This is a genomic window from Bradyrhizobium sp. 157 (assembly GCF_023073815.1).
Taxonomy (GTDB): Bacteria; Pseudomonadota; Alphaproteobacteria; order Rhizobiales; family Xanthobacteraceae; genus Bradyrhizobium.
In genome coordinates this window covers 140,706-156,182 of record NZ_JADPKF010000073.1, presented here as the reverse complement: position 1 = coordinate 156,182, position 15,477 = coordinate 140,706, and the positions used below count along the sequence as shown (strand labels likewise).

The window sequence follows — 15,477 nt, the reverse complement described above, 5'->3', positions numbered from 1 at the left end:
GCTTCCTAAGCCCTGTTTGTCGCAGAAAATGCATCCAGCGCAATGAGAATTGCTCTCAGGTCGCACGTCGGTGGCAATACAAGGTGTCTCAGTATTTGAGTGGCCGTGATAGAGATGCCCAGATCGTATTGAAGATACGTGTTGAGTGACGACAAAAATTGCTTTCCGGGAACGACGGCGAGCTTGTCAGAAATAAACGTCCACCTGCTATCGAGGTAGGCGATGGCTTCGTTGAAGACTGTTGAGGCATCATTCCGCGTCCTGCCTTCAAAAAATCGCACTCGGTGCGCTGCGATCTGGCTTAGCAAAATCGATTTCGAATTGTCCGCTATCGTGTTCAAGATCGACTCGACCTCAGCTAGTGTTAAATCTGATCTTGATCGATTCGGTTGGCTTCCCAACCGATCATTTATGGCGCACGTTATGGCAGCCGGATCTAAGAGGTAATTCTCCAACTCCTTGCGATCAAGGATGAAGAAATTGGGGATAGATTGCGGTACAGAGCCCCTGATTTGGTCAATCTCTTCCGGGCAGCGATAGTCTCGGTCTAGAACCGCTGCAATCGCGATTTCAGCTCTTAGCACTTTTTCGAACGTCCAAGCGGCATCTGCGATTTTTTCACGATGAGAGAATCCGCCGAGAGGGACAACTGTTACATTTGTCTCATTTTCGAAGTTTCTCAAGCCTTGCCTCGCAGCAAATTTTTTCATTAGCCGAATATCGTCGCCTTCAAAGAAGAGTATTTTTCTTCCCCTCGACAGCCGTGCAAGATGAATATTTTGGCCAGACCCAATGGTGAAAAGTGCTTCTTGGAGGCCCTCTATATCTCCAATCCTCCGCGCAAATTTTTTGGTCCTACTAATCAGAAGGATGTCTTCATGCTCAGCTTCATTTACAATCTCCGATGAATGTGTCGCCATGATCAGCTGCTTTCCTGACGATCTAAGCAGCAGAAATAGCCGTCTTTGTAGGTCGGGGTGAAGATATATTTCTGGCTCGTCGACTACCATTGTCGTCGCATCACGAGCGCCGAGAAAGTGAGTTAGAAGTTGTAGCCAAACCTGAAATCCGAAGCCCGCCCATGATACCTCGCGGTCAACGCGAGCTTCGGTACAAAACATTGACAGGCGAGGAGGGGTAAATCCCTGCCTCTCCGGGGGTGAAATTGTCATCCCCGGCCAAGTGTCCTCGACTAATGTCTTGAACTCGGCAAATCTCTCGTTGCGTTGGTACCAGATATTACGAAATAGACGATTTGAACGTCGTGTCGTTTGCCAACGACGTAGGTAGTTAGGATCTACTAAGTCCTCTTCTTCCTCTAGCGGTCCAAGGGTAGGAAAAAGAGCGATCGATATTGGGTAGTTGCGCTTATAGCCTGATGTATTTTGAACCTGCTTGCCGGTAGTTTCAGCCGTGAGAATGCATCGAGAGTTGTTGAGAAATTGCAACTTCAGGCGATTGCCGTTCGCTAGCTCAAAAGTTGCCGACGTTTCCCGATCAGAATCGTAGTCGGAGTGAATGTTATCCAGTGATATAGGAATCAGACTTCTAGGTATTTCATATCCAAAAACCGTTTCACGCCCAACGTTGATTGGAGAAGGGTTCCTTCTGCTAGCGAACGTTTGCGCAGCACTCAGCGCGCGAAAGGCATCGAGAACGCTAGATTTTCCAGCGTTGTTGGGTCCAACCAATATGTTCACTCGCCGTAACGGAACGGTGAACTCTCTTAGCGATTTGAAGTTGCGAAATTTGGCGCTTGTGAACATCACCAACTCTGACGAGATGATTAGGCAATTCGAACCTCATCAATAAAACTGGGGCCATCCTTTAGATGGCCCCACCGCTCTTCTTTACTCTTAGCTCACGAACACCCCGTCGTGCTGCCACACGTATCGCACTTCATGCAGGTCCCATTCCGCACCAGCGTGAAGTTGCCGCACTCCGAGCACATCTCGCCTTCGTAGCCTTTGGCTTTGGCTTCCGCCCGGCGTTCGGCCTTGGATGGGGCGACGGCGACTGCCGCGCTGCCGGCCTTGCTCCATTTCATCGCTTCCAGCTTTTCCGTCGGGGACAGGTCGTGCTGAGATTCCTGCTTCAGCGCGACTGCGCCTTCGTGCGCGTCGGAGACGCGGGCGCTGGGGCCGTGGCCGCCGATCGCGGTGACGTTGTGGGAGCCGCGGGCATCCACATCGCCGCCGCGCATCACGACCAGATTATCCGTGCGCGAGCGGGTCAGTCCCTTGGACAGATACTTGGTGGCCTGCTGGCCCTGGTCGGACGGCTCCTTGCCTTCCTCGACTCCCTTGCCGAGCGCGTCGAAATTCGACTCGGTCGGATCGACATGGGCGAGGTCGAACCGCGACATGTAGCTGACCGCGAGCTCGCGGAACACATAGTCGAGGATCGAGGTCGCATACTTGATCGAGTCGTTGCCCTGCACGGGGCCGGCCGGCTCGAAGCGGGTGAAGGTGAAGGCGTCGACATATTCCTCCAGCGGCACGCCGTATTGCAGGCCGAGCGAGACGGCGATGGCAAAGTTGTTGATGAAGGAGCGGAGCGCCGCGCCTTCCTTGTGCATGTCGATGAAGATCTCGCCGAGACGGCCGTCGTCATACTCGCCGGTGCGCAGATACACCTTGTGGCCGCCGACCACCGCCTTCTGGGTATAGCCCTTGCGTCGGTCAGGCATCTTCTCGCGCTCGCGCATCACGACGATGCGCTCGACCAGCTTCTCGACGATCTTTTCCGAGACCTGCGCGGTGCGCGCCGCCATCGGCTTCTCGTAGAGCGCCTCCACCGCATCGTCCTCGCCGTCATCATCGCTGATGAGCTGCGAGTTCAAGGGCTGGCTCAGCTTCGAGCCGTCGCGGTAGAGCGCGTTGGCCTTCAGTGCGAGCTTCCAGGACAGCATGTAGGCTGCCTTGCAATCCTCCACCGTGGCGTCGTTCGGCATGTTGATCGTCTTCGAGATCGCGCCCGAGATGAACGGCTGCGAGGCCGCCATCATTCGGATGTGGCTCTCGACCGACAGGTAGCGCTTGCCGATCTTGCCGCAGGGGTTGGCGCAGTCGAACACCGGATAGTGTTCGGCCTTGAGGTGTGGAGCTCCCTCGACCGTCATCGCGCCGCAGATGTGGACGTTGGCGGCCTCGATCTCGCGCTTGGTGAAGCCGAGGGCGGCGAGCAGGTCGAAGCCGGGGGCTGCGATCGCTTCCGGCGCGAGGCCGAGCGTGTCGCGCAGGAAATCCTCGCCAAACGTCCACTTGTTGAAAGCGAACTTGATGTCGAACGCGGTCGGCAATGCAGCTTCCACTTTGGCCAGTGCTTCGTCGGTGAAGCCTTTGGCCTTCAGGGTGGAGACGTTGATGCCAGGGGCGTTGGAGAGCGAGCCGTGGCCGACGGCGTAGGCCTCGATCTCGGCAATATTGGCTTCGCTGTAGCCGAGCGCGCGCAGCGCCGCGGGAACGGCCTGGTTGATGATCTTCCAGTAGCCGCCACCAGCGAGCTTCTTGAACTTAACCAGCGCGAAATCAGGCTCGATGCCGGTGGTGTCGCAATCCATCACGAGGCCAATGGTGCCGGTCGGCGCCACGACGGTCGTCTGCGCGTTGCGGTAGCCGTTGAGTTCGCCGAGTTCGAGCGCCTTGTCCCAGGCGGCCTTGGCGTGGGCGATGACATCGGCTTGCGGGCAGGAGGCGTGATCGAGCGGCACGGGATTGACCGCCAGCGCCTCATAGCCACGGCTCTCGCCATGCGCCGCGCGGCGATGGTTGCGGATCACGCGCAGCATGTGCTGGGCGTTCTTCTTGTAGCCGGGGAAGGGGCCGAGCTCTTTCGCCATCTCGGCCGAGGTGGCATACGCCACGCCGGTCATAATGGCGGTCAGCCCGCCGCACAGCGCGCGGCCTTCCTTGGAGTCGTAGGGCAGCCCCATGGTCATCAGCAGGCCGCCGATATTGGCGAAGCCGAGGCCCAGCGTGCGGAACTCGTAGGAGAGTTCGGCGATCGCCTTCGACGGGAATTGCGCCATCATGACGGAGATTTCCAGCACGATGGTCCAGAGTCGGCACAGGTGCTCATAGGCCTCGACGTCGAAGCGGCCCCCACCCAACCCTCCCCCGCCTGCGGGGGAGGGAAGGGAGGGGGTGTAGAACGTCAGCAGGTTGGCGGAGGCGAGGTTGCACGCCGTGTCGTCCAGGAACATGTATTCCGAGCACGGGTTCGACGCGCGGATGTCGCCGGACGCCTTGCAGGTGTGCCAGTCGTTCATCGTCGTGTTGAAGTGCAGGCCAGGATCGGCCGAGGCCCAGGCGGCGTGGCCGATCTTCTCCCAGAGCTCGCGGGCCTTGAGAGTCTTGGTGATCTTCTTGTTGGTGCGGCCGATCAGATTCCAGTCGCCGTCGGTTTCCACAGCGCGCAGGAAATCGTCCTTCAGCGAGACCGAGTTGTTGGAGTTCTGGCCGGAGACGGTGAGATAGGCTTCCGAATCCCAATCGGTGTCGTAGATCGGGAATTCGATGTCCTTGTAGCCCTGCTTCGCAAACTGGATCACCCGCTTGATGTAGTTGTCGGGCACCAGCGCGCGGCGCGCCAGCTTGATCTCGCGGCGCAGCGCTGGGTTCTTTTCGGGGTCGAAGCAATCGTCGCCGGAGCCCTCGCAGTTCACGCAGGCCTTCAGCACCGCCTTGAGGTGCTTCTGGTTGATCTTGGAACCGGTGACGAGCGCTGCAACCTTCTGCTCCTCCTTCACCTTCCAGTCGATATAGGTCTCGATATCGGGGTGATCGACGTCGACCACGACCATCTTGGCCGCGCGGCGCGTGGTGCCGCCGCTCTTGATGGCGCCGGCGGCGCGGTCGCCGATCTTCAGGAAGCTCATCAGGCCGCTCGAACGGCCGCCGCCGGACAGGCGCTCACCTTCGCCGCGCAGGCGCGAGAAGTTGGAGCCGGTGCCGGAGCCGTATTTGAACAGGCGCGCCTCACGCACCCAGAGGTCCATGATGCCGCCCTCGTTGACGAGGTCGTCCTCGATGCCCTGGATGAAGCAGGCGTGCGGCTGCGGATGCTCGTAGGCCGACTTCGATTTCGTCAGCTTGCCGGTCTTCCAGTCGACGTAATAGTGGCCCTGGCCGGGGCCGTCGATGCCATAGGCCCAGTGCAGCCCGGTGTTAAACCACTGCGGGGAGTTCGGCGCGACCATCTGCTTGGCGAGCTGGTAACGCAGCTCGTCGAAAAACGCCTGCGCGTCTTCATCGCTGGAGAAATAGCCGCCCTTCCAGCCCCAATAGGTCCAGCAGCCGGCGAGGCGATCGAACACCTGTTTTGCGCTGGTCTCGCCGACATAGCGCTCGCTTTCGGGGAGCAGGGCGAGCGCCTCGGTGTCGGGCACCGAGCGCCACAGCCACGACGGCACGGTCTCTTCCTCGACCTTCTTCAGACGCGCGGCGACGCCGGCCTTCCGGAAATACTTCTGCGCCAGCACGTCGGAGGCGACCTGCGACCAGAACTGGGGCACTTCGACGTTCTCGAGCCGAAACACGACCGAACCGTCGGGGTTGCGGATCTCCGATGTCGTCAGCCTGAAATCAATCCCTGCGTAGGGTGACTGGCCGGAAGTGGTGTTGCGCCGCTCGATTCGCATAGTTGTCGTGCCCCGTCTTCTTGCCCGGTCCGCATTTCCTGCGGTTGCCGGATGTTTCATTGAGCGAACCATCGGCACCAAGGTTGAAGACAACCTTGGGCCTGAGATCCGCAAGCTCTACCGGTGGACCCGGCCCTGTTTCTGTCTTCGCCACCCCAAGGGCTCGTCCCGCTTTTCGGCGAGGCCAGCCCCATCCTTCGGTTTGAGCATCACCGGTACCCACGTTTTCCGGATCATGCTCCAACTCAACGCCGCAACTCGTCGCCTGAGCCATTCGGCTCGTTTTTAAGGCCCCGGATCACCCCCGAATTTTGGGCAGACAAGCCCTCGATCCGTGCCTCAACCGGCTGACGGAGTGCTCGTTCGGAACCCATTTGGGAGCGATCGGCGGGACCCAGAACTTAACTCGCGCCGTCCAGCAATAAGGCTAGGCCAAACCCGTTGCGCCCGTCAAGGAGTAGTACGAGTTCCTGAATCAAATACTAAATATGGTGGAAAGTGAGGGATAACAGGGGCAGTTCCCGCGCCTGTGATGGTGCCAAGTATCAGTGAGTCCTCAGGGATTCCCAACCAAAAAATTTGTTCCTGCGGTGTGGAAACAGGCTTCGTCCCGCTGTTCACAGGGCAGGTATTTTTTCAGCTATCGGGATTGCGTTCGAAAGACTCACGTACGGCTACGGAGCGGGAGGGCTGGCATGTCCCCGAGCCCGTGGCGGGAAGGCCCGATACGCGGCAAGGTGAGGGCCGATTCCACCCCCTTTGCCGGGCTCCATGACAGAATCAAAACCCACCGCGCCGGCGCGGATCGCGCCTGCTGGCCTGATGTTCCTCGCCATCACCTCGGTGGGCTGGGGCTTTAACTGGCCCGTCACGAAGTATCTCCTGAGCGAGCTGCCGCCGCTGACGCTGCGCGGCTCGACCGGCGTGATCGGGGCTGCGCTTTTGGCCGTGCTGGCGCTGGCGCGCTCGCAGAGCCTGAAGGTCGAGCGGCATCTGTGGCCGCGGCTGATGCTCGCCGCGCTGCTCAATGTCACGGGGTGGATGGTGCTGATGGGGCTGGCGCTGTTGTGGCTGCCGGCGAGCGAGGCGGCGCTGATCGCCTACACCATGCCGGTCTGGGCTTCGCTCCTGGCCTGGCCGGTGCTTGGCGAGCGGCCGACTATTTTGCGCACGGTGGCGCTCGTGATGGCATTCGCAGGCCTCGCCGCCATCATGGGCGGCAACGGCTTTAGCGCGACTGCCGCAAAACTGCCGGGCATGGTGATGGCGCTGGGCGGCGCGTTCGGCTTTGCGCTCGGCACGGTGCTGGCGAAAAAGCTGCCGGTGCCGCTGCCGCCGATCCCGGCCGCCGCCTGGCAGATCGGGCTCGGCTGTTTTCCGATCGTCATCATCGGCCTCGCCGTCGAGACCACGCAGATCGAGAAGGTGACACAGCTCGGCTGGTGGCTCCTGATCTATTCGACCGTGATCCAGTTCTGCATCGCCTATGTGAGCTGGTTCGCCGCGCTCGCCCGCCTGCCGGCCTCGGTCGCCGCGATCGGCACCATGGCGGTGCCGGTGATCGGCGTCGTGGCGTCGGCGGTTGCGCTCGGCGAGCCGCTCGGCCTGATCCAGATCGTGGCGCTGGTGTTTACGCTGGCGGGCGTGGTGCTGGCGACACGGTCTTAGCTTCGAAGCATTTTAAAGCCGGAGACCTTGAAGGCGCTGCGCGTCGCTACCGCGAAATCCTTGCTCAGTTTCCAGATGACGGCGTTGCGAAACTAATGCTCGCTACATGTTTGCCGGGCGCTGGGGCGGCAGAAGAGTTGCGACGATTACGGCGCCATGATCGGAGAAAGAAATCAGGCTTGGGCGTATGCCTAACCTGACTAATTCTTCATACAAGTCACGCTGTACCAAGCGTATCCGCATCGTTTACCGGCCTTCATGCCATCCTTCCGGAGCTGATGCGGGAGCACTTTTGTCTGGCCGCCTCCCAGCCGAACCGTGCAGAGCTCCTCAGCAATAGCATCAGCATCCGACCCACACGGGTACAGCGTGTGACCGCCGACCGGGCAACGTCTTTCTCCAATACAGAACCGGCTTAGTTGCTGCGCAAGAGACATTTCACATGAAATCGCGAGAGACAAAAGAACAAGGATGATCGTCCTCATTGCGCGCTCCATTTTTCACTAAGTCTATTTTTCTATCGGCGTCCAATCTACCGTACAACATCATTGGCAAAGCGGATGATCCAGATCGTTCGCTGCATTCGTGCAGTGCCAACTTCTTACCTTTCATTTGGGTATGGTCATGATCGCAGCACACGGACACCTTGGCGGATATTGACGTGGCACTTACTGAGCTGGGTTATTCTCTTGATGGCGTTTCCTCGGCGGTCCAGGCGTCATCGCCGCAGGGCACACGACCCACTCTGCCGATGGTTGCTTAAGCGGTGCCAGCCTTCAGTGCCCCAATTGGATTTTTGATCGGGCTTGGTTAGCACAGCACGTTGGGGCGAGGCGGCGAGGCAGCCCTGATGCAGATCGCTGTCGTGTATAGCCCGATGGATAAAGCAGCTTTTACGACAGGCCGAAGCCTGATCGCCTTCTCGGCCAACTGCCTCCCGACGGCGTAGCCGAAGGGTAAAATTGGGAGCCGCTATCTGATTGTAATATCTCCCAGTTTGCAGTAGGCCTCCTGCTGAGATAGTTCTGGCATAATGGGTGCCAGGTCTGGATAGGCCTGGTTTTATCCGTGAAAGAGAGAGTATGGCGCGCAACATTCTGATCCTTGGGGCCTCGTACGGCTCCTTGCTGGCGACGAAGCTTTTGATGGCCGGTCACAACGTGACCCTGGTGTGCCGGAAGAAGACGGCAGAGCTCATCAACCGCGACGGCACCGAAGTTCGCATCAAGCTGCGCGACGAGGCGGTGCACCGCGCGATTTTTTCGCGCGACCTGCCCGGCAAGCTGGATGCGACCCCGCCTCAAGACGTCGATCTTTCCCGTTACGATCTGGTCGGTCTTGCGATGCAGGAGCCGCAATACGCCAACCACACGATCCGGGTTCTGATGATCAAGATCGCCGAGGCAAAACTGCCTTGTCTGTCGATCATGAACATGCCGCCGTTACCCTATCTCAAGCGCATCCCGGCACTGGCGGACATGGACCTCGAGGAGGCCTATACCAATGCGCAGGTGTGGGAGCGGTTCGAGCCGGGGCTGGTGACGCTGTGCTCACCCGATCCGCAGGCCTTCCGCCCGCCGGAAGAGGCGGCGAACGTCCTTCTTGTCGGATTGCCGACCAACTTCAAGGCCGCCGCCTTTGCCGACGAGAAGCACAACAAGCTGCTTCGCGAGCTGGAAGCTGATATCGATGCGGTGACGCTGGACGGCCATGACGTTCCGGTGAAGCTGAAAGTGTTCGACTCGCTGTTCGTGCCGCTCGCCAAATGGTCGATGCTGCTGACCGGCAACTACCGCTGCATCACGCCGAACGATCCGCAGTCGATCCGCGACGCCGTGCACGGCGATCTGAAACTCTCGCAATCGATCTATGACCATGTCGACGGCATCGCCCGGCGCCTGGGCGCCGACCCGCAGGACCAGGTGCCGTTCGGGAAGTACGCCAAGGCGGCCGAAAGTCTGCTCAAGCCGTCATCGGCGGCCCGCGCGGTCGCCGCCGGCGCGCCGTTCATCGAGCGCGTCGACTTGCTCGTGAAGCTGATCTCGCATCAGCTCGGCGCGCCCAGCGCCGAGATCGACCGCACGGTCGAGATCGTCGATCAAAAGCTGAACGAGAAGATCGTGGCGGGCGGATCCGGCGCGCAGTGACGGGAGCGTAGTTGAGAATGGCGCGCCACGGCGGAGAAGACGCGAGCAAGCTGAAGGCCCTGCGATCAGCAGCACGGGCCGGTGTTGGTGCACTGGATCGAGGCGAATTCAAAGAATTCGGAGATGTCGAAGAGCTGCGAGCCTATTTGAATGATCTTTCGGAGAAAGTCATTTCCAAGACCGCCGGATAGGTCCGCCAATGGCCGAGCGGAAATGGCGCGTCCGCTTCGGCGCTGCTGCAGAAGTCGATTTTGCGAATATCGTCAAATGGACCACTGAGAATTTTGGCGCGCGGCAATGCGCAGGTTGCCCGATCAGCGCCAACGCGGCCCTTCTTGTGCGGATCACGCCCCTACGGCAAGTTGCTTCACCAATTCGGGAATAAGCTGTTTGAGCTTCCCGTGGCTGATGAGCGGCGAAGCGGCGATCTCGGCGAGGCGCCGTTCGACGTGGGGCCATTGATTGGTCTCGCGCGGGTCGGTGTCGCCCTTGGCGAGATTGCAGGGATAGCAGGACAGCACGCGGTTGCTCCTGCCATTCTGGCCTCCCCTTGAGAGCGGGATGAAATGGTCGATGCTGGCCTTGACCTTGCCGCCCGTCTTTATCCGGGGCAGTCCAACGTCGCAGTAGGCGCATCGTCCGCCCCAATCGAAATAGCAGCGCTTGTAGATCACGTCGGCCACTAGCCTTGGCCCTTCCCTCGAATCCCGTCCAACGTCTCATTCGTTCATACATCAAGTCGGCATTGAAGACACGCTGCGAGAGGAGGGGCTTGCGCCGTGCTTACCCCGACAGCGCGCGCCGTACCATGTTCGCCAACTGCGACTTCCGATACGGCTTGGTCAGCAGCAGCACACCGGAATCGAGCCGGCCCTGGTGCACGATCGCATTGTCGGTATAGCCGGACGTATATAACACCTTGATGCCGGGCCGGAGCTTCAGCACCTTGTCCGCGAGTTCGCGTCCGGTCATGCCGCCGGGCATGATGACATCGGTGAACAGCAGATCGAACGCCTGACCGCCTTCGATCAGGTTCATCGCCGCCGGTCCGTTGGCGGCGGCCACCGTGCGGTAACCGAGGCTCTGCAATTGCGTGGTGACGAAGTTGCGCACCAGCGCGTCGTCTTCCACCACCATGATGGTCTCGCTGCCATGCGGCAGTGGCGCTGCCGCCGGCGGCGCGACCTCGACCTGGCCGCGGGCAGGAGGCAGATAGAGCTTGATCGTGGTGCCGTGGCCGACCTCGCTGTAGATCCGGATGTGCCCGCCGGACTGTTTGACGAAGCCGTACACCATGCTCAAGCCGAGGCCTGAGCCCTTGCCGACCTCCTTGGTGGTGAAGAACGGCTCGAACACCTTATCCAGCACCTCCTGCGGCATGCCGGCGCCGGTGTCGCTGACCGCGAGCATCACATAGGGACCGGGCTTTGCGTCCGGGTTGGCCTGCGCATAGGCCTCGTCGAGCACGACGTTGCGCGTCTCCAAAAGCAGCTTGCCGCCGTTCGGCATCGCATCGCGCGCGTTGATCGCCATGTTGAGCAGGGAGTTGGCGAGCTGCGACGCGTCGATATGCGCAATCGCCACTTCCTGTTCGAGAATGGAGTTGACCTCGATCTGCTCGCCGAGCGTCGGGCGAAGCAGTTTTGCGATATCGAGCACGGTCGCGTTGATGTCGACGTTGCGCGGTTGCAACGGCTGGCGGCGGGCGAAGGCGAGCAGATGCTGAATCAGCTCGCTGCAGCGCTCCGCCGCCTGGTCGATCAGTTCGGCGGTCTTCTGCAACGCCGGCTCATGCGCAAGGTTAGCCACCAGCGTTTCGGTGGTGCCGGTGATTACGGTCAGCATGTTGTTGAAGTCGTGCGCGACGCCGCCGGTGAGCTTACCGATGGCATCGAGCTTTTGCGCCTGCTGCAGCTTGTGCTCGGTTTCGCGCGACGCCGTAATGTCGTGATAGACCAGCGCCGCGCCGCTGATGGCGCCCGAGGCATCGCGCAGCGGCCGACCGCTGATCACGAGATGGACGGGCGGATTGCCGCTGAGCGGGCGCAGCACGATTTCGGTGGCGTCGAACGCTTCGCCGCGCAGCGCGCGCGAGGCGGGCATATCATGGACAGGTAGCGGCGTGACACCGTCGGCATGGAAAACCGCGCTGAGCGAGCGCAAGTGCTCGACCGTCATGCCCGGCCGGTAGCGCAGCATCTTCTCGGCGGCCGGGTTCGAGAGCAGAACCTCGCCCCTGGTGTCGATGACGAGCACCGCCTCCGCCATGCTGTGAAAGGTGCTGCGCAGGACGGCGGCCGAAAGCCTGAGTTCGTCATGCGCGGCAACCAGATGCTCGGTGCGCTCGGCGACCGCGGCCTCCAGCGCCTCGTTGGTGGCCCTGGTGGCGCTCAGCGAATCCTGCAGTTCCCGGCGCGAGCGGCGGGTTGAGACCGTCAGAAGGGTGGCGAGAACCAGAATCAGCAGGACGCCGGCGAGGTCGATCGCCAGCAGCAGCGTCCCGTTGGTTTCGGATTCGGCGCGTCTGGCAAAAAGCAGCCGGCGCTCTTCCGCAACCGCCTTTGCAAGGTTTCCGGCGATCGCCGCCGTCGCCGCGCGGTCTTCCTGGCTGACGAGAGCCGCGATGGCGGCGCTATCTCCCGCATTCCGGAGCCTGATCAACTCGCCATTGACGGCAATCTGGCGCTCGACCAGCGCCTTGGTCTCTTCGATCAACTGCCGTTCGGTGGGATTGTCCTTGACCGCCTCGATCAGTGCCGCCAGCGCTGGCAGGATGGCGTCGTTGGCCTCGCGGTAGTCCCTGGCGAATTCCTGATCGCCCGACAGCGCAAAAGCGCGCGCCGCGCTCTCCGCCCGGCGCAGCAGCGGGCGCATGTCCGAGATCTTGCTGAGGATTCCAAGCGCGCGGTCGACCGAGGCGTTATCGGACCGCGACTTGAGGTCGAGACCGATCGAGGCAGCGCCGATAATGAGGAGGATAGCGAGGCCAATTCCGAGAATGAGACGCTGCGAGGGCATTGCCAGTTGTTTACTTCACGATTTCGATTGCTGCGCGGAAGCTTTCGGTTTGGTGATGCATTGATTGACCGAGGTCAACAAGGCGTCCGGCGTGAAGGGCTTGCGCAGGCAGCATGCCGCGCCGAGCTCGATGGTCATCCGCAGGAAATCCGGTGCGCGTTCGGTGTTGGCGAAGGCGTAGCCCGACATCGCGACGATCGGTAAGTCCGGCTTGCGCTCGTGGAACATCCGGATCGATTCGAAGCCGCGCATATGCGGCATGAACACATCAATCAGCATGACGTCGAAATCGGACGTTTCGAGCGCGCGCATTCCCGCTTCACCACCGTCGGCAACGGTGACCTCGAAACCCTTGCGCGTCAGACAAACCTCGATGGCAACGCACACCATCGGGTCGTCATCGACCACGAGAACGCGCGGCACGATGATTCCTTCTTCCTCGGGCGGCGACCAGGTGAATCGCGCGACCCATGTGACGATTAAGTCGAAACTCCGACAGGTCGTCTGTATGGTAGAGTGCACATATTAGTTGCCGAGAGCAATTCCGTTTCGCTGTATCAGAACGAGAACAACGCCGGTTCCGGATCCAATTCCACGATGTCGCCGATCAACCATGCGAGGCGCGCCGCTGCCGCCCGGCTGTCGCCACTCGGGCTCATCCTGCTCGCCATCACGTCAGTGGGGTGGGGCCTCAACTTTCCAATCATGAAACATTTATTGACCGAATGGCCGCCGTTGTCCTCGCGCGGTCTGTGCGGCATCGTCGGCGCCGCGGCATTGGCGCTGTTTGCGCTCGCGCGCCGGCAGAAATTGAACGTGCCCCGTCTCATGTGGCTGCGGTTGCTGCTGGTCTCGATGCTCACGATCGGCGGCTGGGTCGCGTTCATGGGGCTGGCGCTATTGTGGCTCAACGCCAGCGAGGCCGCCGTGCTCGGGATATCGATCCCGGTCTGGGTGGCGTTTCTGGCACGGCCGATCCTCGGCGAGCGGCTGTCGCCGCTCCGCGCCGTCGCTCTCACGGTCGCGCTTGCCGGCATCGCCGTGCTGATTGGCGGCAACGGCATCGAGGCTAGCGTCGAGAAATTGCCGGGCATCGCCTGCGCGCTGGCAGGCGCGGTGTGCGTTGGGCTTGGAACGGTATTGACCAAGCATTTTCCGTTGGCGATGCCGCCGCTGTCGCTGGCCGCCTGGCAGATCGGGCTGGGCTGCCTGCCGATCGCCACCGTGGGTCTCCTGGTCGAGCAGCCGCAACTGGCTGATCTGTCATCCGTCGGCTGGGCGTCGCTGCTCTATATGACGCTGATCCAGTTCTGCCTGTGCTACGTGTGCTGGTTTGCTGCGCTCGAGCGGCTCCCGGCGGCGACAGCCTCAATCGGAACCTTGCTGGTGCCTGTCATCGGGGTGCTTGCAGCGGCGTCGATGCTGGGCGAGCCGCTCGGCCTGCGCGAGGTCGCGGCACTGGTGTTTACGCTTGGCGGCGTCGCGGTGGCGTTGCGCTCGTAAGCATTTCAAACGAAAAGAGCGGCGCATCGAAATGCGCCGCCCTTCGAACTCACTATGTCTTGCTATTGCGCCGGGCAGGGATGACGTTGCCCGTCATAGCCAAGATACGTTCCTGACGCCGGGTCGTAGGACTTGTACCTCCGCATGCAATACGCCACGGCATCATCACCGACCGGGGGCGCCGCGGCGACTACGGTCTCGTCGTAATAATAGGGATCATCGTAATAATAGGGGCTGCCGTAGTAGCCATAAGCAGACCCGATGCCAGCGCCGATCGCGAAGCCCGGCCAGAAGCCTCCGTGACGGTGGCGATGATGGCGATGATGGAAGTGACGGCCGCCATGCCAAGTGCCACCCGCGACGGTGCCACCACCGACGCCGGGCGCGGGCCGGACAAAGCCAGTTCCGCGGCCTTCCGTGCTGGCAACGGCGCCAGCCCTGAAGCCGGGACTGCCGGGTGCAACGGCCACGCCGCCACCTCTGATGCCGCCTCCACCGGGTGCGACGGCCATGCCGCCACCTCTAAAGCCGCCACCGCCGGGCGCGACGGCGCCGCCGCCACCGCCTCTAAAGCCACCGCCACCGCCGATAGCCGCGCCACCGCCGCCACCGCTAAAGCCGCCAGCGCCTCGTGGGCCAGCACCGCCGCCGCCGGCCGTGACGCCGGCCGGCTGACCCTGGGCTGAGCTTTGGCTCGGCGTTACGACTGGCAGGAGCAGCGCTATCGCCGCGGCGGTACTCAAAACTTTCAGACTGATCATTGTCGGCTCCATTTGCGGGAATATAGGTGCCTAACCCCTTCACGGGGCGGACGTTCCCGAGCTCGCCTATTGACTGCCCGCAACCTCAGCCTGTCAGGTCGGAACTGTACCCGGAATGAACGGATTGCGCCGATTTCGCGACTGGGCGAGGGCGCATTCGCGGTTACCGGCAACCGAGCCGCGGTATCAGCCTTTGTCTGGACAATCCGTGCCGCCGGTGGCATCAGAGCGGCACGACATCTCGAACCGGCCGAGCTCTCATGAAGCTGTTTCTGCTGAAATTTTTCACTTGGTGGAACGGCCAGACGTTCGGCACGCAATTATGGACGTGGCGGTTCGGCGAATTGGTCGGCCAGGACGAGCAGGGCAACCGCTACTACCGCACCAAGGGCGGCAAGATCGATCCGACGCTGGGCTTCGAGCGCCGCTGGGTGATCTATAACGGGTATGCCGAGGCGAGCCGGGTGCCGCCGTCATGGCATGGCTGGCTACATCACGTTGTCGATACCCCGCCGACCGAAGAGAGCTACACGCCGCGCGAGTGGGAAAAGTCGCATGTGCCGAACCTGACCGGCACGCCTGCGGCCTACCGCCCCTCCGGCTCGACGCTCGCCAGCGGCCGCCGCCCCAAGGCGACCGGCGACTATCAGCCCTGGACGCCGGGAAGCTGACTTCACGGTTAGTTTAGCGACAGGCCCTCTAAGGGCTCTTGCGGATCAAAATAGGTGTATACACCCTC

11 protein-coding genes are annotated in these 15,477 nt (G+C 61.4%); 5 read left to right on the top strand and 6 right to left on the bottom strand.

What is annotated here, in order from left to right; all coding sequences use genetic code 11:
* Positions 1 to 5 precede the first annotated feature (5 nt).
* Together IVA95_RS16515 and IVA95_RS16510 are read right to left on the bottom strand one after the other, a co-directional pair.
* Positions 6 to 1,766: an ATP-binding protein gene (locus IVA95_RS16515; RefSeq protein WP_247511427.1), complete on the bottom strand. Its 1,761-nt coding sequence runs from the start codon at positions 1,764 to 1,766 to the stop codon at positions 6 to 8.
* 95 nt (positions 1,767 to 1,861) lie between these two features.
* A complete protein-coding gene (locus IVA95_RS16510) occupies positions 1,862 to 5,641 on the bottom strand; it encodes a vitamin B12-dependent ribonucleotide reductase (protein ID WP_247511426.1) in 3,780 nt (1,259 codons plus the stop codon).
* A 771-nt stretch (positions 5,642 to 6,412) separates the two neighbouring features.
* On the opposite strand from IVA95_RS16510, the gene IVA95_RS16505 reads away from it, so the two are divergent.
* The 3 genes from IVA95_RS16505 (at position 6,413) to IVA95_RS16495 (ending at position 9,647) form a co-directional block, all read left to right on the top strand.
* Complete coding sequence (locus tag IVA95_RS16505) at positions 6,413 to 7,309, top strand: DMT family transporter (RefSeq protein WP_247511425.1); 897 nt, start codon at positions 6,413 to 6,415, stop codon at positions 7,307 to 7,309.
* Between the two features lie 1,082 nt (positions 7,310 to 8,391).
* Positions 8,392 to 9,456 carry a 2-dehydropantoate 2-reductase gene (locus IVA95_RS16500; RefSeq protein ID WP_247511424.1) on the top strand — a complete coding sequence of 355 codons (1,065 nt, stop codon included), beginning with the start codon at positions 8,392 to 8,394 and terminating at the stop codon, positions 9,454 to 9,456.
* A 17-nt stretch (positions 9,457 to 9,473) separates the two neighbouring features.
* Entirely contained in the window at positions 9,474 to 9,647 is a 174-nt protein-coding gene (locus tag IVA95_RS16495) for a hypothetical protein (protein ID WP_247511423.1), read from the top strand.
* 153 nt (positions 9,648 to 9,800) lie between these two features.
* On the opposite strand, the gene IVA95_RS16490 is transcribed toward IVA95_RS16495, so the two are convergent.
* The 3 genes from IVA95_RS16490 to IVA95_RS16480 all read right to left on the bottom strand — a co-directional run bounded on the left by IVA95_RS16490 (position 9,801) and on the right by IVA95_RS16480 (position 12,897).
* Positions 9,801 to 10,139 carry an HNH endonuclease signature motif containing protein gene (locus IVA95_RS16490; RefSeq protein WP_247511422.1) on the bottom strand — a complete coding sequence of 113 codons (339 nt, stop codon included), beginning with the start codon at positions 10,137 to 10,139 and terminating at the stop codon, positions 9,801 to 9,803.
* Positions 10,140 to 10,239: 100 nt separating this feature from the next.
* Positions 10,240 to 12,474, bottom strand: a complete 2,235-nt coding sequence (locus IVA95_RS16485; protein ID WP_247511421.1) for a CHASE3 domain-containing protein — start codon at positions 12,472 to 12,474, stop codon at positions 10,240 to 10,242.
* A 15-nt stretch (positions 12,475 to 12,489) separates the two neighbouring features.
* Positions 12,490 to 12,897 (bottom strand): response regulator, encoded by a 408-nt coding sequence (locus IVA95_RS16480; protein WP_247511420.1) that lies wholly within the window; start codon positions 12,895 to 12,897, stop codon positions 12,490 to 12,492.
* A 174-nt stretch (positions 12,898 to 13,071) separates the two neighbouring features.
* Here IVA95_RS16480 and IVA95_RS16475 point away from each other — a divergent pair, with 174 nt between their 5' ends.
* Entirely contained in the window at positions 13,072 to 13,977 is a 906-nt protein-coding gene (locus tag IVA95_RS16475; RefSeq protein WP_247511419.1) for a DMT family transporter, read from the top strand.
* A 62-nt stretch (positions 13,978 to 14,039) separates the two neighbouring features.
* On the opposite strand, the gene IVA95_RS16470 is transcribed toward IVA95_RS16475, so the two are convergent.
* Entirely contained in the window at positions 14,040 to 14,738 is a 699-nt protein-coding gene (locus tag IVA95_RS16470) for a BA14K family protein (RefSeq protein WP_247511418.1), read from the bottom strand.
* Between the two features lie 260 nt (positions 14,739 to 14,998).
* Here IVA95_RS16470 and IVA95_RS16465 point away from each other — a divergent pair, with 260 nt between their 5' ends.
* Positions 14,999 to 15,409: an NADH:ubiquinone oxidoreductase subunit NDUFA12 gene (locus tag IVA95_RS16465; protein WP_247511417.1), complete on the top strand. Its 411-nt coding sequence runs from the start codon at positions 14,999 to 15,001 to the stop codon at positions 15,407 to 15,409.
* Positions 15,410 to 15,477: the final 68 nt, after the last annotated feature.

Bases quoted from the DNA above. Each gene is read 5' to 3' on its own strand.
- IVA95_RS16515 (WP_247511427.1), bottom strand. From the start codon at position 1,766: ATGTTCACAAGCGCCAAATTTCGCAACTTCAAATCGCTAAGAGAGTTC.
- IVA95_RS16510 (WP_247511426.1), bottom strand. From the start codon at position 5,641: ATGCGAATCGAGCGGCGCAACACCACTTCCGGCCAGTCACCCTACGCA.
- IVA95_RS16505 (WP_247511425.1), top strand. From the start codon at position 6,413: ATGACAGAATCAAAACCCACCGCGCCGGCGCGGATCGCGCCTGCTGGC.
- IVA95_RS16500 (WP_247511424.1), top strand. From the start codon at position 8,392: ATGGCGCGCAACATTCTGATCCTTGGGGCCTCGTACGGCTCCTTGCTG.
- IVA95_RS16495 (WP_247511423.1), top strand. From the start codon at position 9,474: ATGGCGCGCCACGGCGGAGAAGACGCGAGCAAGCTGAAGGCCCTGCGA.
- IVA95_RS16485 (WP_247511421.1), bottom strand. From the start codon at position 12,474: ATGCCCTCGCAGCGTCTCATTCTCGGAATTGGCCTCGCTATCCTCCTC.
- IVA95_RS16475 (WP_247511419.1), top strand. From the start codon at position 13,072: ATGTCGCCGATCAACCATGCGAGGCGCGCCGCTGCCGCCCGGCTGTCG.
- IVA95_RS16470 (WP_247511418.1), bottom strand. From the start codon at position 14,738: ATGATCAGTCTGAAAGTTTTGAGTACCGCCGCGGCGATAGCGCTGCTC.
- IVA95_RS16465 (WP_247511417.1), top strand. From the start codon at position 14,999: ATGAAGCTGTTTCTGCTGAAATTTTTCACTTGGTGGAACGGCCAGACG.